The organism is Herbaspirillum sp. (assembly GCF_035644555.1).
Classification (GTDB): domain Bacteria; phylum Pseudomonadota; class Gammaproteobacteria; order Burkholderiales; family Burkholderiaceae_D; genus Herbaspirillum.
The window spans coordinates 26,895-52,190 of record NZ_DASQOH010000071.1 but is presented as its reverse complement, the minus strand read 5'-3'; the positions used below and the strand labels follow the sequence as shown (position 1 = coordinate 52,190).

Here is a 25,296-nt window from a genome sequence, read left to right as displayed (position 1 = left end):
AACACATGCGGGCGCCGCACTAGGTAGAAGCGAAGGAATTCCCACATGAATCTTCATCAGTTCCGTTTCGTACGCGAAGCGGTAAGGCAGAACTTCAACCTGACGGAAGCCGCCAAGGCGCTGTATACCTCGCAGCCGGGCGTCTCCAAGGCCATCATCGAGCTGGAGGAAGAGCTGGGGGTGGACATCTTCACCCGCCACGGCAAGCGCATCCGCGGCCTGACCGAGCCAGGCCGGGCAGTGCTGCGCTCGGTGGAGCTGATCATGCAAGAGGTGGATGGCCTGAAACGCATCGGCAAGGAGTTCGCCGCGCATGACAGCGGCAGCTTTACCATCGCCACCACCCACACCCAGGCGCGTTACGCCTTGCCCAAGGTGGTGCAGGCTTTCACCCAGAAGTATCCGAAAGTGCATCTTTCATTGCTACAGGGCAATCCCAAGCAGATCACCGAGATGGTTCGCAACGACCAGGCCGACATCGCCATTGCCACCGAAGCCCTGGCTTCCGGCGAGGGTCTGGTCTCGCTGCCCTGTTATCAATGGGAACACGTGGTGGTGGTGCCGCCCGAGCACCCGCTGCTGCAGTCCAGGAGCCTGACGCTGGAAGAGATCGCGGCCAACCCGCTGATCACCTATGACTCGGCCTTCAGCGGCCGCAGCAAGATCGATCACGCCTTCTCGTTGCGCCAGTTGAAGCCCGACGTGGTGCTGGAAGCCATCGACGCCGACGTCATCAAGACCTATGTGGAACTGGGCATGGGCGTGGGCATCATCGCCGGGATCGCCTTCGATGCCGAGCGCGACCGTGGCCTGCGTGCGATTCCGGCGGGGCACCTGTTCGGTACCAATGTCTCGCGCGTGGCCTTGAAGCAGGGCGCCTACCTGCGCGGCTATGTCTATACCTTCATCGAATTGCTGGCGCCGACCCTGAACCGCAAGCTGATCGCCCAGGTGATGGAGGGAGAGAAGGACATGTACGAACTGTAGGCAGGAATGTGAATGATCAAAAACAAAACGGCCGGATCGATGAAGATCCGGCCGTTTTGCCTTGCCCGTACTGCAGTGCGGCTTATGCCACGGCAGTGCGTTCCATGTCGCGACAGCCGTCCAGCAGGAAGGACAGGCCCACCACCAGCACCAGTTCGCCCTCGGCCGAACGGGCCGTACCGGTGATGCCGGCGGTGTGGATCGCGGTCAGCGGCTTGATCACCAGGTCGGCCGTGCCTTCCACCGACTCCACCCCCAGGATGTAGGGGTGCGGTACCGCCATGACGATGCCCACGCGCTCATTGCCCGGCTCGTAGCCCAGGACCCCCGCCAGTGAATTGACCGGCAGCGGCCGACCCTGATCGCGCAGTACCGGGGCACCGCCGACTTCGTCGAAGGTCTCCGGCAATTCCACCACGCGTTCGACCACCGCCATCGGCAGCGCCAGCGGGGCGCCGGCGCAACGCACCAGCATGGTCGGGATGATCGACAGCTCGATCGGCAGGCGGATCGAGAACTTGGTGCCCTTGCCGATGGTGGATTCGATGCGGATGGTGCCGCGATGCTTTTCCACGGCGGTCTTGACCACGTCCATGCCCACGCCGCGTCCGGAGACACTGGAGGCCACTTCCTTGGTCGAGAAACCGGGCAGGAACACCAGTTGCAGCGCCTCGTCCGAGGTCAGCGCCTGGTGTTCGGTGATCAGACCCTTGGCCAGCGCCTTGTTGCGCAGCATGTCCGGATCCATGCCCTTGCCGTCGTCGAACACTTCGATCATGACGCTGCTGCCGGCTTGCCAGGCGTGCAGCGAGATGGTCGCCTTGTTGGACTTGCCGGCGGCGGCGCGGTCCACTTCGATGCCGTGGTCCAACGAGTTGCGCAGCATGTGCACCAGCGGGTCGTAGAGGCTGTCCACCACCACCCGGTCGACTTCGGTATCGGCACCGGTGATGACCAGGTCCACGTCCTTGCCCAGGTCCTTGGCCAGTTCGCGCACCAGTCGCGGGAATTTCTGGAACAGGCGACCCACCGGCTGCATGCGGGTGGACAGGGTGGCGCGCTGCAGCTCGCTGGAATAACGCGAGGCGCGGCCCAGGGTTTCGGCCAGGGTCGACATCAGCGCGGCAGCCGTGCCTTCGAACTTGAACTGTTGCAGCTTTTCAAGGAGCACGGCGGCCTGGTTGGCGGCCTGCACCGATTCGCCGGCCACTTCCAGCAGGGCGTCGAGCTTGCCGGCATCGATACGGATGCTTTCTTCCTTGGCGCTGCCGGCGGTGTCGCTGGCGCGGCGGTTGTGCTGGGCGGGCGCTGCGGCCTTCGGTTCACCATCGGCAGCCGGAGCAGCCGCTGCCGCTGCCGCCACAGGGGCTGCTGCCGGCGCGGTGTCGGTCGCAGCCTCAGCCGCGGGCGCGGCCACTGCGGCGCCGGGGACCAGGGCCTGGTACAGCGCGGGCCAGTCCAGTTCGCCATTCTTCATCACGCTGGCGCTGCCATCAATGGCAGCTGCCGGGGCACTGGTTGCGACTTCGGCCACTGGTGCGGCTGCCACTGGTGCGGCCGCCGCAGGGGCCGCAGCCGCTGCCGCAGGAGCCTCGCTCTTGCCTTCGATGGCCTGGGTCAGGATGTCCTTCAGTTCTGCCGGCATCGAAGCCAGGCTGTCGGGCGCGGCACCGTTGGACAGTTCGTTCAACTGGTCGGCCACGAAGCCGCTGGCCTGCAGCGCCGCTTCGATGGCCAGCGGTGTCACCGGCGCCTTGCCGGTGCGCAGGGCATCGAACAGGTTTTCGGTCAGGTGACAGGCCGACACCATGGCCGGCAGGTTCACGAACCCGGCGCCGCCCTTGATGGTGTGGAAGGCGCGGAAGACCGCATTGAGGATTTCAAGGTCATCAGGATGTCGTTCGAGCGTCAGCAGATGCTCTTCCACGTTGGTAGCAAGCTCCAACGCTTCAACGACAAAATCCTTGAGCATTTCGTCATCCATTAGAACCCCAGGCTATCGAGTAAGTCGTCCACATCGGTCTGGCCCATGGCGGTACCCGGCGCGGCCGGGCCGTTCATCAGGCTGGCCGGCTTTTCCGCCTCGATCTGGGCGCGCACCTCGGCCGGCGCGTTGTCGCGCAGCAGCTGGGCCAGTTCGCGCTCGGCGGTGGCGGTGATGGCCACGATCTTCTTGATCAGCTGGCCGGTGATGTCCTGGAAATCCTGGGCCATCATGATTTCCAGCATGCGGGCCTTTTCCGCCTCGGTCGATTCGACCACCGAGGACGAGAATTTCTGCGAGTCGCCCGCCAGCTTCTTGAATTCGTCGATGGACATCTGACCGGCATAGAGCTTGGTCCAGCGCTCGTTGATGTCCTTGGCCTGTTCCTGCAGGCGGTCCTGGGCCGGCATGCCCGAGTCCAGTGCATTGAGCACCTTGTTGGCGGCCTGTTCGGTGAGGGTGGCGATGTGCTCCAGGCGGCTCTGGGCGTCGCCGATCTGCTCGGCCACGTCGTTCAGGGAGCGGTCATAGCCCAGTTCGCGCATCGAATCATGCAGCAGACGCACGATGCCGCCCAGGCGCTCGTACATGGGCTTGTCGCTCTGGTCTTCCTGCGCCGGCTGGGCATTGTCGCCGGCGCTGGCGGCGCCGCTGGCACTCTCGGTGCCGTCACCGGCAGTCATGCCAGGTAACGTCTGCGCGGAAATTTCGTCAAACAATGCTTCCAGATCAACGTCGTCGCTCATGATTACTGATTCTCCCAACAAATTTGGTGCGCGCAGCAGCGCACTGCTATGCAAAGTTGCCCGTAGGCGGATCAAATGCGTCGTTCCGGGAGGCACAGCAACCGTCCCATCCGGGGATATCACAAGGATATCGGCAGGCCAGGGCGGAGTCTGAAGGCTCGCAGACCACGACAACGATTCAGGGATGACAGGTGAGGCCAGCAGACCAGACGGTCCACGGGTCGACGATGCCATGGCGGCGAGTATAGGGCCGGCCAAGGCCATCTCATCGGCCAAACAGCGAGTGAAATCCCCCCATTTGTTTCGTTTTTTCGCCCCTTGCCCGGACCCCGACCGGGACGATTCTCCGAAATAAATTCGTACAAATCTCGAATTCTTTCGATATAGCTTCGAATTCTATCTCTCTTTTTCTTGAAAGCAATACGCATGCCGGGCTTGTGCTGATTTACATCACGATCGGCCTTCGTCTCTGCGTTTGGCTTGTGGTGCGCGCGGGGCGCGCCTACAATTGCGCGGTTTTGGTGCCCGCCGGCGCGTTCTCGCCGGCAGTTAAACGGGAAACACGCGCCAGTGCGCCGGCCTCGGCAGGCGGCGCTGGTCAAGGTGTGCTGCCCCCGCAACGGTAACCAGGCGCCGGTGTGGTGCGGCCAGACGATGCGCCGCGTATCGCCGGCAATCTCCTCTTCCACGCCACTGTGTTTTTGCGCGATCGTTCATATCGCCACATGGGAAGGCCGAGGACGACGCCTGCAGCCCGGAGACCGGCCGGAACAGGAGGCGCCCGCACAGGCAGTGTCGATGCGGGTTGCCGTTGCTTGCAACATGCGGGGAGGCATGTTGCACCCATTCATCGACTGTCTTTTTCATGCATATCGCTTATTTCCAGGCCCGCTGCGGCGGTTCTCGCCCCCGGTTTGCCCTGCGCACGCTCAGCGCCTTGATCCTCTCGGCCCTGGCTGTGGCCGGCCATGCCGCCGATACCGCCCAGCCGCTGTCGGCGGTGGTGGTCTCGGCATCGCGTTTTCCCAACGATCCGACCTTCCCGCCGGTGGCGGCCACGGTCATCACCGCCGAGCAGATCCGTGATGCCGGTATCGACAATGCCAATGAAGCCATCCGCAAGCTGGGCGGGGTGTATGGCCGCCAGAGCCTGGCCGGCCCGCGCGACTTTCCGCTGGACCTGCGCGGCTTCGGCCCCAACGGCGACCAGAACATGGTGATACTGCTGGACGGGGTGCGCATCTCGGAAAACGAACTGAGCACGCCGCTGCTGTCCTCCATCCCCATCGATAGCATCGAACGCATCGAAATCGTGCGCGGCGGCAGCAGTGTGCTCTATGGCAGCGGTGCCACCGGCGGCAGCATCCAGATCATCACGCGCCGGCCGCAGGCCAACAGCGGCCACGGCTCGCTGGTGGGAGAGGTCGGCAGCCAGGGACAGCGCGGTGCGCGCGCCCAGGTCTCGCGTGGCTGGGACAACATGTCCATTGACGCCAGCTATGCCAAGTCGCGCAGTGACAACTGGCGCGACAACGCCCAGTCCAGCCAGGAAAACCTGAGCACCACGGTGCAGTGGTTCGCCAGCGACTGGCGCTTCGGGCTGCGCGCCAGCCTGGCCCGCTCCGACTTCGGCCTGCCGGGCAGCCTGAGCCAGGCGCAATATGAGGCCAACCCGCGCCAGAGCACCAAGCCGCAGGATCGCGGCTCCTATGATAACGACAGCGTGACTGCCTTCCTGGAGCGTCGTTTCGGTGCCTTCGACGTCGCCGCCGAACTGGCGCACCGGGAAAAGTTCTCACGCGCCAACTACCTCAGCAGCGGCTCCAGCGCGCAGGTCAATATCAGGGGCACTCAATTCTCGCCGCGTTTGCGCCATGTATTGACCCAGGGCGACTGGAAGAATGAAGCCATCGCCGGCATCGACCTGGCCGAGTGGACGGCCTATAACAATGCCAGCTATGGCGACAGCGACGCCGCCCAACGCTCCAAGGCGCTGTACCTGCGCGACGAAATCGAATTCGCCCGCAACGCCCGTCTGGCCGGCGGGGTGCGGCGCGAACTGTTCACGCAGCAGAGCGATTCCGGACAGTACGACCGCAACAGCGCCGTCCATGCCTGGGACCTGCAGGCCAGCTATGCCCCATTGCCGCTGCTGCGCGCCTTCGCCAAGACCGGGCAGAGCTACCGCCTGGCTACGCCGGATGAAAACGGCTATACCGCGCTGCCCACCGGGGCCGTGCTCAAACCGCAGGTATCGCATGACCTGGAACTGGGCGCCACGGTGGGCAACAGCGGCCGCCAGGTCACGGTGCGCTGGTTCCGCCATCGCCTGCGCGACGAGCTGTACTACGATCCCACCGCCAATGGCGGCTTCGGTGCCAACAGCAACCTGGCGCCCACGCGCCACCAGGGGGTGGAGGTCGAAGGGCGCATGCAGTTGAGCGAGACACTGGCCCTCAACGCTTCCTACCAGCACATCGACGCTCGCTTCGAAGACGGGGCCAACAGCGGCAAGCAACTGGCGCTGGTGCCGGCCAACACCCTGAGTACCCGGATCAGCTGGAAATCCGGGCAGCAGAGCGCCGATGTCGGCGCGCGCTGGGTGGACCGGCAGCGCATGGGCAATGATTTCGCCAATACCTGTGCCAGGATGCCTTCCTTCACCACCTTCGACGCCCGCTACGCGCTGCGTGTAAGTGCCTGGGAACTGGCCGTGACAGGGACCAACCTGGCCGATCGCAAGTATTACTCGCAGGCCTATGACTGCAGCGGCGGCGCCGTGTCGGGCATCTACCCGGAAGACGGTCGGGCGGTAAAATTCACGGCCCGTTACGACTTCTGATGGACGTCCTGACGCCGAACTTCTGCTGACCCGAGCCCTCCCCCTGATGCGACGTTACCTGCCCGTGCTGTGCACCTTGCTGCTGCTGTCCCTGCTGGCCTTGTCGGCAGCGGCGCTATGCGGCAGTACGGGCTGCCTGCGCCCATCGGCCTCGGCCGACAACGTGGCGTTGCTGCTGTCGCTGCGCGTACCGCGCGCGCTGACCGCCTTCGCCGTGGGCGGCGCGCTGGCGCTGGCGGGGGCGCTGATGCAGGTGCTGCTCCGCAATCCCCTGGCCGATCCCTATGTCCTGGGGCTTTCCGGCGGATCGGCGGCAGGCGCCTTGCTGGCCATGCTGGCTGCCTTGCGGCTGGGCTGGCCGCTGCAGGCGGTGACCGCGCCCGGCGCCTTGCTCGGGGCGGCGCTGGCCATGCTGTTGCTGTTCGGACTGGTACGTCAGTCGCTGCGGCATCTGTCGATGTCGCCCTTGCTGTCCAGCCAGCGGCTGTTGCTGACCGGCGTGATGCTGGCCGCCGGCTTCGGTGCCCTGATCTCCCTGGCCCTGTCGATTGCGCCCGATGCGCAATTGCGCGGCATGGTGTTCTGGCTGATCGGTGATCTGGACGATGCGCGCCTGCTGCCGCTGACGGCGCTGGTGCTGGTCCTGGCCTTGCTGTGGACGCTGCGCTTCGCGCCGGCCCTGAACCTGCTGGCGCGCGGCGATGCGTTTGCCCAGTTGCTGGGGGTGCCGGTGCTGCGTCTGCGCGTGATGGTGCTGTGCACGGCGGCGGCCTGTACCGCAATGGCGGTGGCCATGGCCGGCACCATCGGGTTTGTCGGGCTGGTGGTGCCGCATGGCCTGCGCCTGTTGATTGGCAACGACCAGCGACTGCTGTTGCCCGGTGCCATGTTGGGCGGCGGTGCGGCGCTGACACTGGCCGACCTGCTGGCGCGCACGGTGGTGGCGCCGGTGCAGTTGCCGGTGGGGGTGATCACGGCACTGATCGGGGTGCCGGTGTTCCTTTGGTTGCTGACACGCAGTCGCGTATGAGCGATCCTGACGACATGGTCTTGCAGGCCCGGCAACTGGAGGTCAGGGTGGGCCAGCGCGCCCTCCTTGCGGGTCTCGATTGGAATGTGCGCGCAGGCGAGTTCTGGTGCGTGCTGGGGCGTAATGGCATCGGCAAGAGTACGCTGCTGCATGTTGCCGCCGGCCTGCAACGCCCGCATGCAGGGGAAGTACTGTTATGTGGACAATCGCTGTTGGAGATGTCCGTGCCAACGATGGCTCTGCACCGGGGTTTGTTGCTGCAACAGCAGCACGATGCCTTCTCCCTGCCGGTGCGGGAGGCCGTGCAGGCCGGAGGTTTTGCCCAGGGCCGCGGCTGGGCTCAGCCGGCCGACAATGATGAACGGGTGCGCGCTGCGTTGGAACAGGTTGGCCTGTCTTCTCAGGCCGAGCAGGATTTGCTGCAGCTGTCGGGGGGGGAGCGGCAGCGGGTGGCGCTGGCCACGCTGCTGGTTCAGGATCCGGACTTGTACCTGCTCGATGAGCCTACGTCACACCAGGATATCGCCGCCCAATTGCAGATCATGCAGTTGCTGCGCGGGCTGGCTGGGCGAGGCAAGGCGGTGGTGGCAAGCTGTCACGATATCAATCTGGCTTGGCGGTTTGCGACCCATGTGCTGCTGCTGGGACCGGACAGGCCGCTCGCCGGGACTGTGAATCAGGTGATGGTCCCGCCCCTGCTGGAAGCCGCCTTCGGCTGCCGTTTCAGCCTTGCTGCGCTCAGTCGGGATGGCAGCAGCGTCTTTCTTTCCAGCCTCTAGCCAGCGTACTTGGCTCAATGCTGAGGTGTCTGACGTGTTATTCGCGGGGTGGGGGCGCTGGTTTTTGTCCAAGCAATCAGGCTTCAGAGAGTAGTGGCTTAACAGATATTGCCGAATGCCATCAATCGATATAATTGCGGCGGGGAATACCCGCTAAAACACTAACTATATCTCTAGGGATTATCAATAATGAAAAAGCCTATCGCAGTAGCAATGGTAGTAGCCGCAATGATGGCCACCGGTCCGGCAGTTGCGCAGACGTCCGACAATGGCGTGTACGTAGGTGTGGAAGGTGCATGGGTGACGGTCAATTCGATCACTCGCCCGAGCAACGCTGTCAATGTTTCCGAAACCACCGATGTCGGTGCCTTGCGTGGACTGGTTGGCTATCAGTTCAACAAGAACCTCGCTCTGGAACTGGGTTACTTTGCGACCGATGACTTCAAGCAGTCCGGCGGTATCAGCGGTTCGGCCACCACCTATGACCTTAAGATCAACGTCAAGGGCACTGACCTGGCCGTGATCTACAAATTCACCGAATTCCTGCCTGGCCTGTACCTGAAGGCCGGTGCGGTCTACTCCAAAGTCTCGGGTAGCGTGACGGCGCGCAACGGTTCGGTTTCCGCCAGCGCCAGTGACTCCGTCAGTGGCACCGGTTATCTGTACGGTCTGGGCTATGACTTCAACGTCGCGCAGAACGTCGGCATCCGCGTTGGCTACACCCGCTACGAAAAGCTGGGTGGGGAAAGTGACAACAAGGGCAACATGTACTCTGCCGGTGTGAAGTACAAGTTCTAAGCGAACATGCCTTAGTATCCGGTACGCGAAAAATCCCTCCGCTTGCGAGGGATTTTTTTTGCCTGGGTATGTCGGGCAGTGTGATTTTTTCTACACATGAAGCCGCATTTCTTCACTTGTTGCTCAATTTTTTTCCGTACTCACTTCGAATAGTGACGACTTTCTAAATTCGTTCTTCGATCTCTTCGGCCTTTTCCGGCCTTCGCTTTTATCATCGCCCGGCTTCACGTCCAGTGCTGCGTTGATGCAATGGGTTGTGAAGATCCAATTAACTTTCGAGGTGAAGAGACCTATGAAGAAAATGCATTTATTGGCCGTCGGTATGCTGCTGACGGCGTCGTCCGTTTCCACTTGGGCCCAGGCAGTGAAGTCCGACCGCGGCGTCTATATCGGCTTCGAGGGAGGCATCGGTAGCTATCACATCGGCGGAGAGGATGCATCCTCCAGCGAGAATTATACGGATTCGCGAAACGCAAGTGCCTTGCGCGCCTTGATAGGCTACCGCTTCAGCCCAAACTTTTCGGTGGAGGCAGGCTACCTGAGCTTGGGTAGTTACAAGCGCGAGCTTATCCACGGTAATCATCGCTGGAACCTAAAGGCGGATACCGATGCATTCGATTTGAGCATCGTCTATAAATTTACCCAGTTCGTGCCTGGGTTGTATGTCAAAGGCGGGTTGATGAACTCCAAGGTATCAATCCAGACCGTCGGCGAGGGCCCTGGCCGCAACCGGAGCACCAGAGACTCCTCCCGTTCTGGCAATGGCTATCTGCTGGGCCTGGGTTATGAATATGACCTGACTCCGAACTGGAGTGCCAATGCGGGTTTCACACGTCTGCAACGTATTGGTGGCTCCTGGGAAGATGGCGTGAGTGTCGACGCCAACCTGTACAGCGCCGGCCTGAAATACCGCTTCTAGACCTTACTTCCCTTTTCATCATCCCTCCGAAGTCGGAGGGATTTTTATTTCATGACGGATCTCGCCTGGTCTAGGTGGACACACACTTCTGCCGCCGCATCAAGGACTCGCGGCCCGGCCCGGTTCATCCAGTCCGCATTGATCGTGTATAGCTGCCCGTCGCGCACTGCGCGCAGGCGCGGGAACTGCTTCCAGCGTTCCAGCGGCTGGTCACGAGCGTCACCGGGGGTGAGGATGACCTGGGGATCGGCTGTCAGCACGGCTTCCACGCTGATGGTGGGCGCCAGTTGCGGCAGGTCGGCGAAGATGTTGCGGCCACCGCACAGGCGCAGCACCGCCGAGGCCATGTGCTGGCCGTTGAGCGTCATCAGCGGCTGACTCCAGATCTGGTAGAACACGCTCACCGGCGCACGGCCCTGGTAGTGCGTGGCCAGTTCTTGCCAACGGGCGCGGAAGCCCGCAGCCGCAGCTTGTGCGGCGGTATCGCTGCCCGCCAGGTGACCCAGCTTTTCCAGAGAGCTTGCCACCATGCCGAAGTCGGCCGGCTGGCTCTCATAGACGGGGATGCCGAAGCTGCGCAGGCGCGCCAGCTGCAGCGGCTTGTTGCCGCTGTGCCAGGCCACGATCAGGTCCGGCTTCAGGCTGAGGATGCGCTCCATGTCGAGCGCGTTATAGCCACCCAGGGTGGGCAGGCTGGCTGCTGGCGGAGGATAGTCGCTATGGTTGCTCACGCCAACCAGTCTGGCGCCGGCACCGGCCGCATAAAGCAGTTCGGTCACGTGCGGTGCCAGGCTGACGATGCGCTGCGCAGGTTGCGCCAGGGTCACACTCTGGCCCAGGTCGTCCTGCACCGTGATTGCCGCCTGGGCGGCAACGCTGCTGAGCAGGGCCAGGACGGCCAGTCCGAATGGCGCGGCCACCCGCACAGGTCAGACTTCGAGGTTGTCGATCAGACGGGTCGCGCCCAGCTTGGCAGCCGACAGCACCACCAGCGGCGTACCCTGTTCCATGTCGGCAGCGGTCGGCGGTTGCAGGTCGATGCGCTTGCGCACGGCCACGTAGTCGGGCTGCCAGCCACGACCGGCCAGGCGTTCCATGGCCAGCTGCTCCACCAGCGCCACATTGTGCTGGCCACCGCGCACTTCATTGGCGACGTCGTTCAAGACCTTGTAGAGCAGGGGCGCCTCGGCGCGTTCGGCCGGCGACAGGTAGCCATTGCGCGAGGACAGCGCCAGGCCGTCCTCGGCACGATAGGTTTCGGCGCCGACGATCTCGGTGGGCAGGGCGAACTGCCGCGCCATGTTGCGCACGATCATCAGCTGCTGGTAATCCTTCTTGCCGAACACCGCCACGCGTGGCTGCACACAGGAGAACAGCTTCATCACCACCGTCGATACGCCGGTGAAGAAACCCGGGCGGAACTCGCCCTCCAGGATGTTGCCCAGGTCGTTGGGCGGCTGCACGCGGTATTCCTGCGGCTCCGGATACATGTCCTTTTCGGTCGGCGCGAAGAGCACGTAGACACCTTCCTTCTCCAGCTTTTCGACGTCAGCCTGGAAGGTGCGCGGATACTTGTCGAAGTCCTCGTTGGGGCCGAACTGCAGGCGATTGACGAAGATCGATGCCACCACCGGGTCGCCATGGGTGCGCGCCAGGCGCATCAGCGAGAGGTGGCCTTCGTGCAGGTTGCCCATGGTCGCCACGAAGGCGGTGCGCAACTGGCCGCGCAGGTGGTCACGGAGTTCTTCGATGGAGGAAATGATTTTCATGCGGAGTCTCTGGTTGCGGGGCGGACGGCGCGGCTGCCATGTGCGCGCTGCCCGGGGATGTCAGTGATCCTCGCCAGCCTAGCTGGGCGAGTACGACAGTCTGACATAGATGGGGGCGAAGGCTTCGGCCTGGGTGATTTCGATCAGCGTCTCCTTGGCCAGCTCGAGCAGGGCGATGAAGTTGACCACCACCACCGGCACGCCGCGCGAAGGATCGAACAGGTCCGAGAACTCGACGAAGCGCGCCGTCTGCAGGCGGCGCAGGATGCCGGTCATGTGCTCGCGCACCGACAGTTCCTCGCGGCTGATGTGGTGGTGCTGGGTCAGCTTGGCGCGCTTGAGGATATCGGCCCAGACGGCCTTGAGGTCGTCCATGTTGACCTCGGGCCAGCGGGTGACCACGGTCTGCTCGATATGCACCTGGGTGCGTACGTAATCGCGGCCGACCTGCGGCAACTGGTCCAGTTCCTGGGCGGCCAGCTTGATCTGCTCGTATTCCAGCAGGCGGCGCACCAGCTCGGCGCGCGGGTCTTCGGGTTCCTCGCCGGGCTCGGCCTTCTTGGCCGGCAGCAGCATGCGCGACTTGATTTCGATCAGCATGGCCGCCATCAGCAGGTATTCGGCGGCCAGTTCCAGGTTCTGCTTGCGGATCTGTTCGACGTATTCCAGGTACTGGGCGGTGACCTGCGCCAGCGGGATGTCGAGGATGTTGAAGTTCTGCTTGCGGATCAGGTACAGCAGCAGGTCCAGCGGCCCCTGGAAGGCTTCCAGGAACACCTCCAGCGCATCCGGCGGGATGTAGAGATCATTGGGCAGCTGGAACAGCGGTTCGCCATACAGACGTGCCAACGCCACGCCGTCGATCACATCGGGCGTGCTGTCCTGTCGTCCTGCGGGGGTGATGTCGATGGCGTCGGCGCTGGGTTCCGCGCCGGCCTGGCCGGCGGATTCGGCGCCACCTGCTTGAGCCGTCATGCGAAAAGCTTAGTGGCTCTGATAGACGTAGGGCTGTTGCGCCACGCGCGAGGCCTTCTCACGGGCGGACTTGTCCAGGTCCAGCGGTTCCTTGTCCCACAGCAGGGCGCGGCCGGCGCGCTGCGATTCTTCCAGCTTCGGGTTCTTCGTCTTCAGTTCGTCGATGAACTGGGTGATCTCAGATACGTAGGTGGTCTTTTTTCCGAAGAGCATGATATTTTCAGGCCAAATGTTACACAGAGGCCGTATTTTACCTTGTCTTCATCAGGGATAATCAAATACCTATGCGTGAACCCTTATTCATACGCCTGCGTCGCCATGCCGGCAAATTCGGCGCTTTTCTTGCTGCTTTGGCAATGTTTGGCTGCGACCGCAACGGCAATCCCATCCAGGAGTTCGGTTTGGACAAGCTGCAGAAGGGCATTTCCAGCGAGGCCGACGTGCGCGGCGTCATGGGCCAGCCCGATACCATCTGGGACGACGGCAACGGCGCCCGCACACTGGAATATCCCAAGGGGCCGGAAGGCATCCGCACCTGGATGTTCGCCATCGGCGCCTCCGGCACCCTGGTCGATTACACCCAGGTCTTGACCCAGGAACATTTCGACACCATCCGCCCGGGCATGAGCGCCGAGCAGATCCGCCGCCAGTTCGGCCGCCCACGCAGCGTGGTGCAGTTTGCCCGCAAGAATGAGGAAGTGTGGGACTGGAAATACCACTACGTCCATGAGGATCGCCTCTTCAATGTCCATTTCGACATGACCACCCGGAAGGTGGTGCGGATGTCGATTTCAGAGATATCAGGCCACTGAAGCCGATCAGCGTATCCCCGCCCGCATGAACGACTGCACGAACTGCCGCTGGAACAGCAGGAAGGCCAGCAGCAGCGGTGCCGAGGTCATCAGCGTGGCGGCGGTGATGATGGACCAGTCCACCCCCTGGTCGGTGGAGGAAAACACCTGCAGGCCCACCGTCAGCGGCCGCGACTGCACCGAGTTGGTCACGATCAGCGGCCACAGGAAGTTGTTCCAGTGGGTGCTCACCGATACCAGCCCGAAGGCGATGTAGATCGGCCGCGCCAGCGGTACATAGACCTGCATCAGGATCTGCCAGGCCGAGGCGCCTTCCACGGTGGCGGCTTCATCCAGTTCGCGGGGCACCGTCTTGAAGGTCTGGCGCAGCAGGAAGATGCCGAAGGCCGAGGCGAAATAGGGCAGGCCGATGGAAAGGATGGTGTCGCGCAGGCCCAGCAGGTTCATGGTCTGGTAGTTCTCCACGATGAGGATGTCGGGCATCACCATCAATTGCAGCAATACCAGCATGAACATCACATTAATGCCACGGAAAGTGAAGCGCGCGAAGGCATAGGCGGCCAGCGTGGCCAGTACCACCTGGGCTGCCAGGATCATCGTCACCAGCAGGAAGGTATTGAGGAAGTAACGCAGGAACGGCGCTGATTGCCAGGCATTGACGAAGTTCTGCAAGGTCAGCGGCGCATCCGGCACGAAGCGGGTGGCGTATGCAGCCGGGTGGAAGGCGGTCCACAGCGCATACAGCAGCGGCAGCAGCCACAGCAGCGCCAGCACCCAGGCGGACAGGGTTTCCAGCACGCGGTGGTGCTGGCCGAAGGGGGAGCCGGGGGCGTTCATTGATAGTGGGTCCTGCGGTCGAGAATGCGGAATTTCACCAGCGCGATGAGACCCAGCAAGGCCAGCAACACCACCGTCAGGGCCGCCGCGTAGGACGAATCCCAGAAGGCGAAGCCGACTTCATAGATGTAGTACAGCAGCAGCGAACTGGCGTTGTCGGGGCCGCCCCGGGTCATGACCACGATGTGATCCACCAGGCGGAAGGCATTGATCAGGGCGTTGATCAGCACGAACAGGGTGGTCGGCATCAGCAGCGGGAATTGCACCCGCCAGAAGTATTGCCAGCGCGATGCCCCCTCCAGCGCCGCCGCCTCGGCCAGCACCGGCGAAATCTGTTGCAGCGCGGCCAGGTAGAAGATCATGAAGAAGCCGGCTTCCTTCCAGATCGCCACCACCATCAGCGCAGCCAGTACGCTATGCGGATTGCCCAGCCAGTTGTGCGAGGGCAGGCCGAGCGCGCCGGTGATCTGCTCCAGCAGGCCGTACTGCGGCGTGTAGAAGAACAGCCAGATATTGGCCACGGCGATCATCGGCAACACCGTGGGGGTGAAATAGGCCAGGCGCAGCACGCCGCGCCCGACCAGTTTCTCGTTGACCCACAGCGCCATCAGGATGGCCAGGGCGATCGCCACCGGGATGGTCCCCAGGGCGAACCAGAGGTTGTTGCACAAGGCCTGCCAGAACACCGGGTCCTCGACCATGAGCCGGTAATTGTCCAGGCCGACGAAGACCGACGGCCTTGCTCCCTTGGGCGTGGAAAAGAAGCTGTGCCAAAGGGTCGCCAGCGCCGGATAGTGCGTGAAGGCGATCAGCAGCACCATCGCCGGCGACAGCAGCAGCCAGGGCAGCACGGAGGAGGGCAGGCGTTTCATCGGCAGGCCTTGTGCAGGCGGCGCTTAGCGACCGTAGGTGCGCAGGATGCGCTCGGCTTCGCGCTGGGCGTCCTTCAGGGCGGCGTCCGGGGTCTTGGTGCCGGACAGCGCGGCCTGCAGGTTGTCGTTCAGGGCCTTGGTCACGCGCTGGTTGTCGTGGGTGGAGAGTTCGGCCACGCCATATTTCATCTGTTCGCGGGCGACGTCGGCGGCCGGGACGTCCTGCAGATACTTCTTCATTTCCGGCGTATCCCAGGCGTCCTGGCGCGGTGCCACGTAGCCGGTGGCGATCGACCACTGGGCTGCGCGCGCCGGTTCGGTGGCGAAGCGGATGAACTTCATCGCCGCCTGCTGCTCGGCCGGGGAGGTCTTGTTGAAGACATAGAAGTTGCCGCCGCCGGTGGGGCTGCCCGGATGCTTGATGCCCGGCAGCATCGCCACGCCGAAGGGGAAGCTGGCGTTGGTGCGGATATTGGTCAGGTTGCCGGTGGTGGTCCAGACCATGGCGGCCTTCTGTTCCAGGAAGTCCTTGGGGGTGGTGCCCCATTCGATGGCGCCGGCCGGCATCACCTTGTCGCGCGCGGCCAGGTCGACCCAGTGCTGCAGGGCCTGCACCGCGCCGGGCTTGTCGAAATAGGTCTTGGTGCCGGCACTGTTCATGAGAAGGGTGTCGTTGGAGGCCGTCATGGCCTGGAACATCCAGTAGCCGAAACCGGTGGAAGGAATCTTCACACCCCACTGGCTGACGTTACCGGCGGCGTCGCGCTTGGTCAGCTTCTTGGCGGCGTCCACCATCTCATTCCAGGTGGCGGGCGCCTTCTCGGGGTTCAGGCCGGCTTCCTTGAACAGGGTCTTGTTGTAGTACATCACGATGGTCGAGCGCTGGAAGGGAATGCCCCAGGTCTTGCCTTCGGTCTGGCTGTTTTCCATGAAGCCCTTGTAGAAGCCGTCGATCCACTTCTTGTCTTCGGCGCTGTTGGCCAGGCTGTCGATGGCAACGATGGCGTTTTCGTCGATCAGGGTGAAGAGGTCGGTGGAGAGCAGCACGGCCAGGGTCGGCGGGGTGCCGCCCTTGAAGGCGGTCAGCGCCTTGACGATGCTTTCCTGGTAGGTGCCGGCATAGATGGCCTTGACCTTGATGTCGGGGTTGGCCTTTTCGAAGTCGGCCACCATGCTGTCGATGGTCTTGGTCACCGCGCCGCCGACGGCGACCGGGTAATAGAAGCTGATCTCGACCGGGTTGGCGGCCAGGACCGGGGCGCTGAAAGCGGCGCTGACGGCCAGTGCGGCCAGGGACTTGAGGAAGGTTCTACGCATGATGCATCTCCATGAGGTGGAAGGTTGGCTTGCTGCGGAAATCGGTAAGTCGGTCAGGGGCGGCGTCGGCCGCTGTCGCCTTCGAAGAAGGTCTGGTCATGTTCATCCCAGGCCAGGTGTACGGTCTCGCCGGTGGCCAGCCGGTGCTGGCCGGGAGCGCGCACCAGCAGGGCGGCCGCGCCGATGCGCACACCCACGATGGTGTCGGCACCGAAATACTCGACCGTCTCCACCTGCGCCGGCACGCCCTGGTCGGCCAGGCGGATGTGCTCGGGACGCAGACCCAGCTGCAGGGGCAACTGGCCGGCGGCGGGGATGACCACCGTGCTGCCGCTGATGGCCATGCCCTGGGGATGCGGCGCCAGCGCCAGCAGATTCATCGGCGGCGTGCCGATGAAGCGGGCGGCGAAGGCGGTCGCGGGCCGGGCATACAGCTCGGCCGGTGGCGCGTCCTGTTCGATGTGGCCTTCGCGCAGCAGGATCACCTGGTCGGCCATGCTCATGGCTTCGGTCTGGTCGTGGGTGACGTAGATCATGGTCATCTGCAGTTGCTGCTGCAGGGTGCGGATTTCGCGCCGCATTTCCTGGCGTAACTGGGCGTCGAGGTTGGACAGCGGCTCGTCCATCAGGCAGACCGGGGCATCGGCGATGATGGCCCGCCCCAGCGCCACGCGCTGTTGCTGGCCGCCGGACAGCTGTGCCGGGCGGCGTTCCAGCAGGTGGCTCAGGCCGAGCAGTTCGGCCACGCGCTGCAGGCGCGCCGCATGGTTGCTGCGCGGCTCCTTGCGCACGCGCACGCCGAACAGGATGTTGTCGCGCACCGTCAGGTGCGGGAACAGCGCATAGGACTGGAACACCATGGAAATCTTGCGCTGCGCCGGTGCCAGTTGCGTCACATCCTGGCCGTCGATATGAATGCTGCCGCTGCTGGGTTTGTCCAGCCCGGCGATCAGGCGCAGGGTGGTGGACTTGCCGCAACCGGACGGCCCCAGCAGGACCGTGAAGTCGCCCGACTTCACCTCGAAATCGATGTCCTTGACTGCCTGGGCCTGGCCCCATTGTTTGCCGACGCCGCGCAGGGAAATCGCTGCCATGTGCTGTTCCTCGTGATGGACTCAGGATGCGGGCCGGGCGATCAGGCCGCCGCCGCGCCGCTGCGGATCTGCTCGACCAGCAGGCGTGCGCTGGTTTCGTCGATGATCAGCTCGTTGATGAAGCCGCCCCGCAGCGCCGCCTTCAGACCGGGCAGCTTGCCGGTGCCGGAGACCACGCACAGCGCGTGGGCGGCGCGGGCGAAGCAGTCCATGTCCGGCCCGCTGTTGCGGCCGTTGAAGGCGACGTCGCGCCAGCTGCCGTCGGCGCGGAAGAAGACCGTGGCGATGTCGCCCACCAGACCGTCTTCGCGCAGGATGCGGCGCTCGTCCGCGCCCAGGTAGCCGGCGGTGTGGATGTAGCTGCCGGTGGCTTCGGCACCGATGGAAAAGAGCAGGATGGAGGCGCGTTCTTGCAGGTCGCGGATGGCCTTGATGCTCTTTTCGCGCCACAGCGCACTGCGCGTCTCGGGATAGTCGAAGAAGGCCGGTACCGGCAGGTGATGGGCGCGTGCTCCGTAGTTCTGGGCAAAGCGGGAGACGATGGATTCGCTGAAGCTGTTGATGAAGCTGGCGCCGCTGCCGGAGCCATTGAGCGCCACCACATCCACATCATGCACATGGCGCGGCAGCAACTGGTCGGCGATCTGCGCCACCGTGGTGCCCCAGGCCAGGCCGATGACGGTGCCTGGTGTCACCAGCGAATTGACATAGGCGGCGGCATGGCAGGTCACGCGCTGCAGGGTCTCCTTCTCGGTGGCAGCGGCGGCCACCGGTACCACCTGGATGGAACGCAGGCGGTAGTGGTGGGCGAGGGCGGCTTCCAGGCTGCCGGAGACCTGCTGCGGGTCGTGCACGCGGATTTCCACCAGGCCCCGGTCCAGCGCATAGGACAGCAGGCGTGAGACGGTCGCGCGCGAGGTGCCGATCTCGTCGGCAATGGCCGCCGTGGTCATGTTCTGGAAATAGTAGAGGCGCGCCACGCGCACCGCCATGTAGGCGGTTTCCTGTCGATCCGCTTGGGCCATTGTTCTTTTCTGAAGAGCGAAATTGCGAAAAAGTGAAGAAACGGACCATGCGCCCGACCCGCCCCCGGCAGGCCAGGCGGGACGGCCGCCTGACAACGTTTTCACGATGGTAGCGAGCGATTGTTACGGCTTGATGAACATCTGTTCCAGGCTGGGTTTGGTGGCGTAGAGCCGGGGGAAGGGATAAGGGCGGGGCAGTGCAAAAGAAAAGCGACGCACCAGGGCGTCGCTTGTTCGGGAGGAGAGGGCGGGAGTGCTTCGGTGAGGCCCTAGTGCCGCATCACCCGGCGCATCACGATCGGCGCTGCCTCGTGCGGATTGGCGCGGGTGTACTCCAGTTCCGGTGCGATCTCGAAACCGAAGGCGGCATACAGGTCCACCAGTTGCGCCTGGTCGGTGCGCACCGCCAGGCGCAGCTCGCGCACGTCGGCCGACTGGGCGCGATGGATCAGGGCTTCCATCAGGTGCTGCGACAGGCGCTCGCCACGGAAGGCCGGGGCGATGCCCATGCGGCGGATTTCCCAGACGTCGCTCTCGGTATCGAGCGGCAGCCAGCGCACCGAACCGGCCGGCGTTTCGCCGCGCAGCAGGATGAAGGCGCCGCCGTGCTGCAGGTCTTCCACCACATGGTCGGCCGCCTCGCGGTGGCCGGAGGAAGTGGGCGCCACCTTGTTGGCCCAGCTATGCCGGGTCAGGTCGGCGATCAGGGTGGCGTCTTCCGATGTGGCTTCACGTATCAGGAAATCCATAGGCTGTCTCCTCCAGTGCAGGCGATCCGGTGCCGGTCGTGCTCAGCGCACCCGCATGCCCGGCTCGGCGCCCGGCCACGGGTTGAGCACGTAGATGCCCGGCTTGGCCTTTTCATCCTTGGCCGAGGCGGCCAGCACCATGCCTTCGGAGATACCGAACTTCATCTTGCGCGGCGCCAGGTTGGCCACCATCACGGTCAGCTTGCCGACCAGTTCTTCCGGCTTGTAGGCCGAGGCGATGCCGGAGAAGACATTGCGGGTGCGGCCTTCGCCGGCATCCAGGGTCAGGCGCAGCAGCTTGGTGGAGCCTTCGACGGCTTCGCAGTTGACGATCCTGGCGATGCGCAGATCGATCTTGGCGAAGTCGTCGATGGAGATTTCCGGGGCCAGTTCTTCGATAGCGCTCTCTTCGACTGCAGGCGCTGCCGCAGGGGCTTCCGGCGCCTCGAACAGGGCATCCAGCATCTTGGGATCGACGCGCTGCATCAGGTGCGAGTAGGCATTGATGACGTGGCCATCGGCCAGCGGCGTGGTCACGTCGCTCCACTGGAAGGGCTGTACCTTGAAGAAGGCTTCCACCTGGGCGGCCAGTTGCGGCAGTACCGGCTTGAGGTAGATGGTCAGGATGCGGAAGGCTTCCAGCAGGCGGCTGCAGACTTCGTGCAGTTGCGCGTCCTTGCTGCTGTCCTTGGCCAGCTCCCAGGGCTTGTTGGCGTCCACGTAGGCGTTGATGGCGTCGGCCTGTTCCATCACCAGGCGCAGGGCCTTGCCGTATTCGCGCTGTTCGTAGAGGCTGCGGATTTCATCGGCCACGCCGCGCAGCTTGCCCAGGAAGGCGTCGTCGGCGGTCGCCCATTGTGTGGAGACGCGACCTTCGAAGCGCTTGGCGATGAAGCCTGCAGCACGGCTGGCGATGTTGACGTACTTGCCGATCAGGTCGGCATTGACGCGGGCGACGAAGTCATCCGGGTTGAAATCCACGTCCTCGACCTTGGCGTTCAGCTTGGCGGCGATGTAGTAGCGCAGCCATTCCGGGTTCATGCCGATGTCCAGGTAGCGCAGCGGCGAGATGCCGGTGCCGCGCGACTTCGACATCTTCTCGCCGCTGACCGTGATGAAGCCGTGCGCGAAGACGTTGTTGGGCGTCTTGCGGCCGGCGAATTTCAGCATGGCGGGCCAGAACAGGGTGTGGAAGTAGGTGATGTCCTTGCCGATGAAGTGGTATTGCTCGGTCTTGTCATCGGCCATGAAGGCATCGAAATCACGGCCGGTCTTGACGAAGTAGTTCTTCAGCGAGGCCAGGTAGCCGATGGGCGCATCCAGCCAGACGTAGAAATACTTGCCCGGAGCGTCGGGAATCTCGATGCCGAAGTAGGGCGCGTCACGGCTGATGTCCCAGTCGCCCAGGCCGCCTTCGCCGTCCAGCCATTCGCGGGCCTTGTTGGCCACTTCCGGTTGCAGGCGGTTGCTGTCGAGCGCCCATTCGCGCAGGAATTCCACGCATTTCGGGTCGGACAGCCTGAAGAAGAAGTGTTCCGAGGACTTCATCACCGGCGTGGCGCCGGACAGCGTCGAGTACGGGTTCTTCAGGTCGGTCGGGGCATAGACGGCGCTGCAGTTCTCGCAGGAGTCGCCGTACTGGTCCTTGGTACCGCACTTGGGACATTCGCCCTTGATGTAGCGGTCCGGCAGGAACATGTTCTTGACCGGGTCATAGAACTGGTCGATGGTCTTGGTCGAGATCAGCTGGGCTTGGTCGCGCAGGGCGCGGTAGATCTCCTGCGACAGCTCGTGGTTCTCCGGGCTGTCGGTGGAGCTCCAGTTGTCGAAGGCGATGTGGAAGCCGTCCAGATACTGCTTGCGACCGGCAGCGATGTTGGCCACGAACTGCTGCGGCGTGATGCCGGCCTTTTCGGCCGCGATCATGATGGGCGCGCCGTGGGCATCGTCGGCGCCCACGAAGTGCACCTCATTGCCCTGCATTCGCTGGAACCGGACCCAGATGTCGGCCTGGATGTATTCCATGATATGGCCGATGTGGAAAGCGCCGTTGGCGTAGGGGAGTGCGGTCGTGACGAAGAGTTGGCGAGGTGCTGAAGTGCTCATTGGCGATACGGACGATGCAAGAGGGTTGATTGAGGCAGCCGGAAACTGCCATGAAAGAGGGGCATTCTATCAGCCAGCGGCCCTTGGGCGCAGTAGTTGCTCCATTGCAATGGCTTTGGCTTGCCTGGGGGCGGTGGTGCGGCCCCCGGTTTGATCCCGCGCCGGGGCGGCACGGGCCCGATTGGTTTAGACTTGCGGGTTCTGAGCAAGGAGAAACAATGAGCATTACCGTGGAAGAGATCAAGGCGGCCCTGTTGCAGGTGATCGACCCCAATACCGGCCGTGACCTGATCCGGGGCAAGGAAGCCCGCAACATCCGCGTCGAGGGCGGCCGCGTGCTGCTGGACGTGGAACTGGGTTACCCGGCGGCCAGCCAGGTCGCACCGATGCGCCAGCGGGTCGAAGAGGCGCTGGGCAAGCTGCCCGGCGTGACCGCCGTGGAAGCCAACGTCTATTTCAAGATCGTGGCCCATGCGGTGCAGCGCGGCATCAAGCTCAAGAGCAACGTCAAGAACATCATTGCGGTGGCTTCCGGCAAGGGCGGCGTAGGCAAGTCCACCACGGCGGTCAACCTGGCGCTGGCACTGTCGGCCGAGGGCGCGCGCGTGGGCATCCTGGATGCCGATATCTACGGCCCCTCCCAGCCCATGATGATGGGCATCTCCGGCCAGCCCGAAACCAAGGATGGCAAGACCATGGAGCCGCTGGAAAACCACGGCCTGCAGGTCTCCTCCATCGGCTTCATGATCGACCCCGACGAACCCATGGTCTGGCGCGGCCCCATCGTCACCCAGGCCCTGCAGCAATTGCTGGACCAGACCAACTGGCGCGACCTGGATTACCTCATCGTCGACATGCCCCCCGGCACCGGCGACGTGCAGCTGACGCTGTCGCAGAAGGTGCCGGTCACCGGCGCCGTGATCGTGACCACGCCCCAGGACATCGCCCTGCTGGACGCGCGCAAGGGCTTGCGCATGTTCGAGAAGGTCGGCATCCCCATCCTGGGCATCGTGGAAAACATGAGCATGCACGTCTGCTCCAACTGCGGCCACGCCGAGCCCATCTTTGGCGTGGGTGGCGGCGAGAAGATGTGCGCCGACTTCGGCGTGGACTTCCTGGGCGCCTTGCCGCTGACCATGGAAATCCGCCAGCAGACCGACTCCGGCACCCCCACCGTGGTGGCCGATCCGCAGGGCAAGGTGGCCGAGATCTACAAGGCCATCGCCCGCAAGGTGGCCGTGAAGGTGGCCGAGAAGGCACGCGATATGTCCAGCAAGTTCCCCAGCATCGTGGTGCAGAACGACTGAACGTTGCCGGTTGAGCCTCCCGGGCGGGCCGCCGGCATGGCGTGCCCGCCTGCAAAGGCGTTAAAATGACGCCTTTCCGATTCCATCCCTGACCGTTGTACGGCTTTGGCGTGCCAAGGCCGTTTTGGTTTTTCATTCCCGATCATGACTGCCACTCAAGTACGTACCCGTTTCGCTCCCAGTCCCACCGGCTATCTGCACCTGGGCGGCGCCCGCACGGCGCTGTTCTCCTGGGCCTATGCCCGTCGCTTCGGCGGCACCTTCGTGTTGCGCATCGAGGATACCGACGTCGAGCGTTCCACCCCGGAAGCGGTGCAGGCCATCATCGAGGGCATGCAATGGCTGGGTCTGGAGCATGACGAGGGTCCGTTCTATCAGATGAAGCGCATGGATCGCTATCGCGAAGTGATCGGCCAGATGCTGGCGCAGGGCACGGCCTACCACTGCTATTGCACTCCCGAGGAAGTGGAAGCCATGCGCGAACGCCAGCGCGCTGCCGGCGAAAAGCCGCGTTACGACGGCACCTGGCGCCCGGAGCCGGGCAAGACCCTGCCGGCCATCCCCGCAGAGCGCAAGCCGGTGGTGCGCTTCAGGAACCCGCAGGACGGCGAGGTCAGCTGGAACGACGTGGTCAAGGGCCCCATCACCATCTCCAACCGCGAGCTGGACGACCTGGTGATCGCCCGCCCGGACGGCACCCCGACCTACAACTTCTGTGTGGTGGTGGACGACTGGGACATGAAGATCACCCACGTCATCCGTGGTGACGACCATGTGAACAACACGCCGCGCCAGATCAACATCCTCAAGGCCCTGGGCGGCACGCTGCCGGAATACGGCCATGTCCCCATGATCCTGGGCGCCGATGGTGAGAAGCTGTCCAAGCGCCACGGCGCGGTCAGCGTGATGGACTACCCGGCTCAGGGCTACCTGCCCGAAGCCATGCTGAACTACCTGGCCCGCCTGGGCTGGAGCCACGGCGACGACGAGATCTTCTCGATGCAGCAGTTCTGCGAATGGTTCGACCTGGACCACCTGACCAAGGCCCCGGCGCAATTCAACCCGGAAAAGCTGAACTGGCTAAACAACCACTACATCAAGCTGGCCGACAACACCCGCCTGGCCGGCCTGGTGCGCCCGCTGCTGGAAGCGCAGGGCGCCGTCTTCGAAGGCGCGCCGGACCTGGCGGCCGTGATCGGCTTGCTGAAGGATCGCGCCAATACGGTCAACGAGATCGCCGCTGCGGCACTGATGTTCTACCGCCAGCCGGCCCCCGATGCAGCGCTGGTGGCCCAGCACATCACCGACGCCATCAAGCCGGCCCTGGCCGACTTCGCCCAGCGCGTGGCCACGGTGGAGTGGACCAAGGAAGCCATCGCCCCGATGATCAAGGAAGTCCTGGCGGCGCATGGCATCAAGATGCCGCAGCTGGCCATGCCCTTGCGCCTGATCGTCGCAGGTCAATTGCAGACCCCGGCCATTGACGCCGTACTGCAATTGTTCGGCCGTGAGGCTGTTCAGGCACGTTTGGCGGCATATGTTTGAGAAAAGGAAATAATTCTTCAAAAAGATGTTGTCTTTTGAAAATAGGTATTGCATAATCTCGCTTCTTCGCAACGGGGGTATAGCTCAGCTGGGAGAGCGCTTGCATGGCATGCAAGAGGTCAGCGGTTCGATCCCGCTTACCTCCACCAGCGACCCGCAGATGTTTGGCGGTGATATTTCAGGCGAAGCTTGAGATGTAGAAGTGAATTGAAGTACCTGCTTGTCCCCTTCGTCTAGAGGCCTAGGACATCACCCTTTCACGGTGAGTACGGGGGTTCGAATCCCCCAGGGGACGCCAGATTCTGATATCTGTGCTGTCACCCAGCAAGCAGCACAGGTATGAAGCAGTACGTTGTCCCCTTCGTCTAGAGGCCTAGGACATCACCCTTTCACGGTGAGTACGGGGGTTCGAATCCCCCAGGGGACGCCAGGTAGAAAAATAGTCCGATTGCCGTCGGGCTGTTAAAAGTTGAAGTAGTCTGATTGTTCAGGCTACCTTGAGGTTGGATAGTCCGGAGTTTGGGACTTTTCCTTTCGCAGGGGGTATAGCTCAGCTGGGAGAGCGCTTGCATGGCATGCAAGAGGTCAGCGGTTCGATCCCGCTTACCTCCACCAGCGACCCACATGGATATGTGGGGTGAATTAGTGGAAGAGCTGATTCGAGGAATTTTGCAGTTGTAACCGTTTTGTCCCCTTCGTCTAGAGGCCTAGGACATCACCCTTTCACGGTGAGTACGGGGGTTCGAATCCCCCAGGGGACGCCAAATAGAAAAGCCCGCGCAAGCGGGCTTTTTTGTTTGGCG

The 25,296-nt window shown here is 63.4% G+C and carries 22 protein-coding genes, 5 tRNA genes and 1 riboswitch; of the genes, 14 read left to right on the top strand and 13 right to left on the bottom strand.

Features of this window, described 5'->3' with window-relative positions; all coding sequences use genetic code 11:
• Nucleotides 1-45: 45 nt before the first annotated feature.
• Nucleotides 46-987, top strand: coding sequence for a CysB family HTH-type transcriptional regulator (locus VE092_RS20125; RefSeq protein ID WP_324879753.1), 942 nt, complete (start codon nucleotides 46-48; stop codon nucleotides 985-987).
• An 82-nt stretch (nucleotides 988-1,069) separates the two neighbouring features.
• Here VE092_RS20125 and VE092_RS20120 read toward each other — a convergent pair whose 3' ends face one another.
• Both VE092_RS20120 and VE092_RS20115 read right to left on the bottom strand, forming a co-directional pair.
• Nucleotides 1,070-2,971 (bottom strand): chemotaxis protein CheA, encoded by a 1,902-nt coding sequence (locus tag VE092_RS20120; protein WP_324879752.1) that lies wholly within the window; start codon nucleotides 2,969-2,971, stop codon nucleotides 1,070-1,072.
• On the bottom strand, nucleotides 2,971-3,717 hold the full coding sequence (locus VE092_RS20115) for a protein phosphatase CheZ (RefSeq protein WP_324879751.1): 747 nt from the start codon (nucleotides 3,715-3,717) through the stop codon (nucleotides 2,971-2,973). Before VE092_RS20115 ends, VE092_RS20120 begins: the two co-directional genes overlap by 1 nt.
• A 502-nt stretch (nucleotides 3,718-4,219) precedes the next feature.
• Nucleotides 4,220-4,501, top strand: a riboswitch (cobalamin riboswitch).
• An 81-nt stretch (nucleotides 4,502-4,582) separates the two neighbouring features.
• Between VE092_RS20115 and VE092_RS20110 the strand changes: the two genes are divergently transcribed.
• The 5 genes from VE092_RS20110 to VE092_RS20090 all read left to right on the top strand — a co-directional run bounded on the left by VE092_RS20110 (nucleotide 4,583) and on the right by VE092_RS20090 (nucleotide 10,085).
• On the top strand, nucleotides 4,583-6,559 hold the full coding sequence (locus VE092_RS20110; RefSeq protein ID WP_324879750.1) for a TonB-dependent receptor: 1,977 nt from the start codon (nucleotides 4,583-4,585) through the stop codon (nucleotides 6,557-6,559).
• Between the two features lie 46 nt (nucleotides 6,560-6,605).
• Complete coding sequence (locus tag VE092_RS20105) at nucleotides 6,606-7,589, top strand: iron ABC transporter permease (protein WP_324879749.1); 984 nt, start codon at nucleotides 6,606-6,608, stop codon at nucleotides 7,587-7,589.
• Complete coding sequence (locus VE092_RS20100) at nucleotides 7,586-8,368, top strand: ABC transporter ATP-binding protein (protein ID WP_324879748.1); 783 nt, start codon at nucleotides 7,586-7,588, stop codon at nucleotides 8,366-8,368. The genes VE092_RS20105 and VE092_RS20100 overlap by 4 nt, the downstream gene beginning before the upstream one ends.
• Before the next feature lie 213 nt (nucleotides 8,369-8,581).
• A complete protein-coding gene (locus tag VE092_RS20095; protein ID WP_324879747.1) occupies nucleotides 8,582-9,166 on the top strand; it encodes an outer membrane beta-barrel protein in 585 nt (194 codons plus the stop codon).
• A gap of 292 nt (nucleotides 9,167-9,458) precedes the next feature.
• Nucleotides 9,459-10,085: a porin family protein gene (locus VE092_RS20090; RefSeq protein ID WP_324879746.1), complete on the top strand. Its 627-nt coding sequence runs from the start codon at nucleotides 9,459-9,461 to the stop codon at nucleotides 10,083-10,085.
• 44 nt (nucleotides 10,086-10,129) lie between these two features.
• Here VE092_RS20090 and VE092_RS20085 read toward each other — a convergent pair whose 3' ends face one another.
• From VE092_RS20085 to VE092_RS20070, 4 genes are all read right to left on the bottom strand, one after another.
• Entirely contained in the window at nucleotides 10,130-11,011 is an 882-nt protein-coding gene (locus VE092_RS20085) for a helical backbone metal receptor (protein WP_324879745.1), read from the bottom strand.
• A 3-nt stretch (nucleotides 11,012-11,014) separates the two neighbouring features.
• Nucleotides 11,015-11,854, bottom strand: a complete 840-nt coding sequence (panC, locus tag VE092_RS20080) for a pantoate--beta-alanine ligase (protein WP_077238172.1) — start codon at nucleotides 11,852-11,854, stop codon at nucleotides 11,015-11,017.
• Nucleotides 11,855-11,932: 78 nt separating this feature from the next.
• Complete coding sequence (locus VE092_RS20075; RefSeq protein WP_006465478.1) at nucleotides 11,933-12,829, bottom strand: segregation and condensation protein A; 897 nt, start codon at nucleotides 12,827-12,829, stop codon at nucleotides 11,933-11,935.
• A gap of 9 nt (nucleotides 12,830-12,838) precedes the next feature.
• Nucleotides 12,839-13,042: a DUF3460 family protein gene (locus tag VE092_RS20070; RefSeq protein ID WP_006465475.1), complete on the bottom strand. Its 204-nt coding sequence runs from the start codon at nucleotides 13,040-13,042 to the stop codon at nucleotides 12,839-12,841.
• Nucleotides 13,043-13,113: 71 nt separating this feature from the next.
• On the opposite strand from VE092_RS20070, the gene bamE reads away from it, so the two are divergent.
• A complete protein-coding gene (bamE, locus tag VE092_RS20065) occupies nucleotides 13,114-13,641 on the top strand; it encodes an outer membrane protein assembly factor BamE domain-containing protein (protein WP_006465473.1) in 528 nt (175 codons plus the stop codon).
• 6 nt (nucleotides 13,642-13,647) lie between these two features.
• Here the strand turns inward: bamE and VE092_RS20060 are convergent, their stop codons facing one another.
• From VE092_RS20060 to metG, 7 genes are all read right to left on the bottom strand, one after another.
• Entirely contained in the window at nucleotides 13,648-14,478 is an 831-nt protein-coding gene (locus VE092_RS20060) for a carbohydrate ABC transporter permease (protein WP_324879744.1), read from the bottom strand.
• Nucleotides 14,475-15,350 carry a sugar ABC transporter permease gene (locus VE092_RS20055; protein ID WP_324879743.1) on the bottom strand — a complete coding sequence of 292 codons (876 nt, stop codon included), beginning with the start codon at nucleotides 15,348-15,350 and terminating at the stop codon, nucleotides 14,475-14,477. The genes VE092_RS20060 and VE092_RS20055 overlap by 4 nt, the downstream gene beginning before the upstream one ends.
• Nucleotides 15,351-15,374: 24 nt before the next feature.
• Entirely contained in the window at nucleotides 15,375-16,667 is a 1,293-nt protein-coding gene (locus VE092_RS20050; protein ID WP_324879742.1) for an ABC transporter substrate-binding protein, read from the bottom strand.
• Between the two features lie 53 nt (nucleotides 16,668-16,720).
• A complete protein-coding gene (locus VE092_RS20045) occupies nucleotides 16,721-17,761 on the bottom strand; it encodes an ABC transporter ATP-binding protein (RefSeq protein WP_324879741.1) in 1,041 nt (346 codons plus the stop codon).
• 41 nt (nucleotides 17,762-17,802) lie between these two features.
• On the bottom strand, nucleotides 17,803-18,786 hold the full coding sequence (locus tag VE092_RS20040) for a sugar-binding transcriptional regulator (protein WP_006465468.1): 984 nt from the start codon (nucleotides 18,784-18,786) through the stop codon (nucleotides 17,803-17,805).
• Nucleotides 18,787-19,055: 269 nt separating this feature from the next.
• Nucleotides 19,056-19,535, bottom strand: coding sequence for a GNAT family N-acetyltransferase (locus tag VE092_RS20035; RefSeq protein WP_006465467.1), 480 nt, complete (start codon nucleotides 19,533-19,535; stop codon nucleotides 19,056-19,058).
• A 42-nt stretch (nucleotides 19,536-19,577) separates the two neighbouring features.
• Nucleotides 19,578-21,641, bottom strand: a complete 2,064-nt coding sequence (gene metG / locus VE092_RS20030; RefSeq protein WP_039877121.1) for a methionine--tRNA ligase — start codon at nucleotides 21,639-21,641, stop codon at nucleotides 19,578-19,580.
• Between the two features lie 218 nt (nucleotides 21,642-21,859).
• On the opposite strand from metG, the gene apbC reads away from it, so the two are divergent.
• The 7 genes from apbC (at nucleotide 21,860) to VE092_RS19995 (ending at nucleotide 25,257) form a co-directional block, all read left to right on the top strand.
• Complete coding sequence (apbC, locus tag VE092_RS20025; RefSeq protein WP_324879740.1) at nucleotides 21,860-22,948, top strand: iron-sulfur cluster carrier protein ApbC; 1,089 nt, start codon at nucleotides 21,860-21,862, stop codon at nucleotides 22,946-22,948.
• A gap of 144 nt (nucleotides 22,949-23,092) precedes the next feature.
• Nucleotides 23,093-24,493 carry a glutamate--tRNA ligase gene (gltX, locus tag VE092_RS20020; protein WP_077238180.1) on the top strand — a complete coding sequence of 467 codons (1,401 nt, stop codon included), beginning with the start codon at nucleotides 23,093-23,095 and terminating at the stop codon, nucleotides 24,491-24,493.
• Nucleotides 24,494-24,566: 73 nt separating this feature from the next.
• Nucleotides 24,567-24,642 (top strand) — tRNA-Ala (locus tag VE092_RS20015).
• A gap of 73 nt (nucleotides 24,643-24,715) precedes the next feature.
• Nucleotides 24,716-24,791, top strand: a tRNA-Glu gene (locus VE092_RS20010).
• Nucleotides 24,792-24,847: 56 nt separating this feature from the next.
• Nucleotides 24,848-24,923, top strand: a tRNA-Glu gene (locus VE092_RS20005).
• Between the two features lie 109 nt (nucleotides 24,924-25,032).
• Nucleotides 25,033-25,108 (top strand) — tRNA-Ala (locus VE092_RS20000).
• A 73-nt stretch (nucleotides 25,109-25,181) separates the two neighbouring features.
• Nucleotides 25,182-25,257 (top strand) — tRNA-Glu (locus VE092_RS19995).
• Nucleotides 25,258-25,296: the final 39 nt, after the last annotated feature.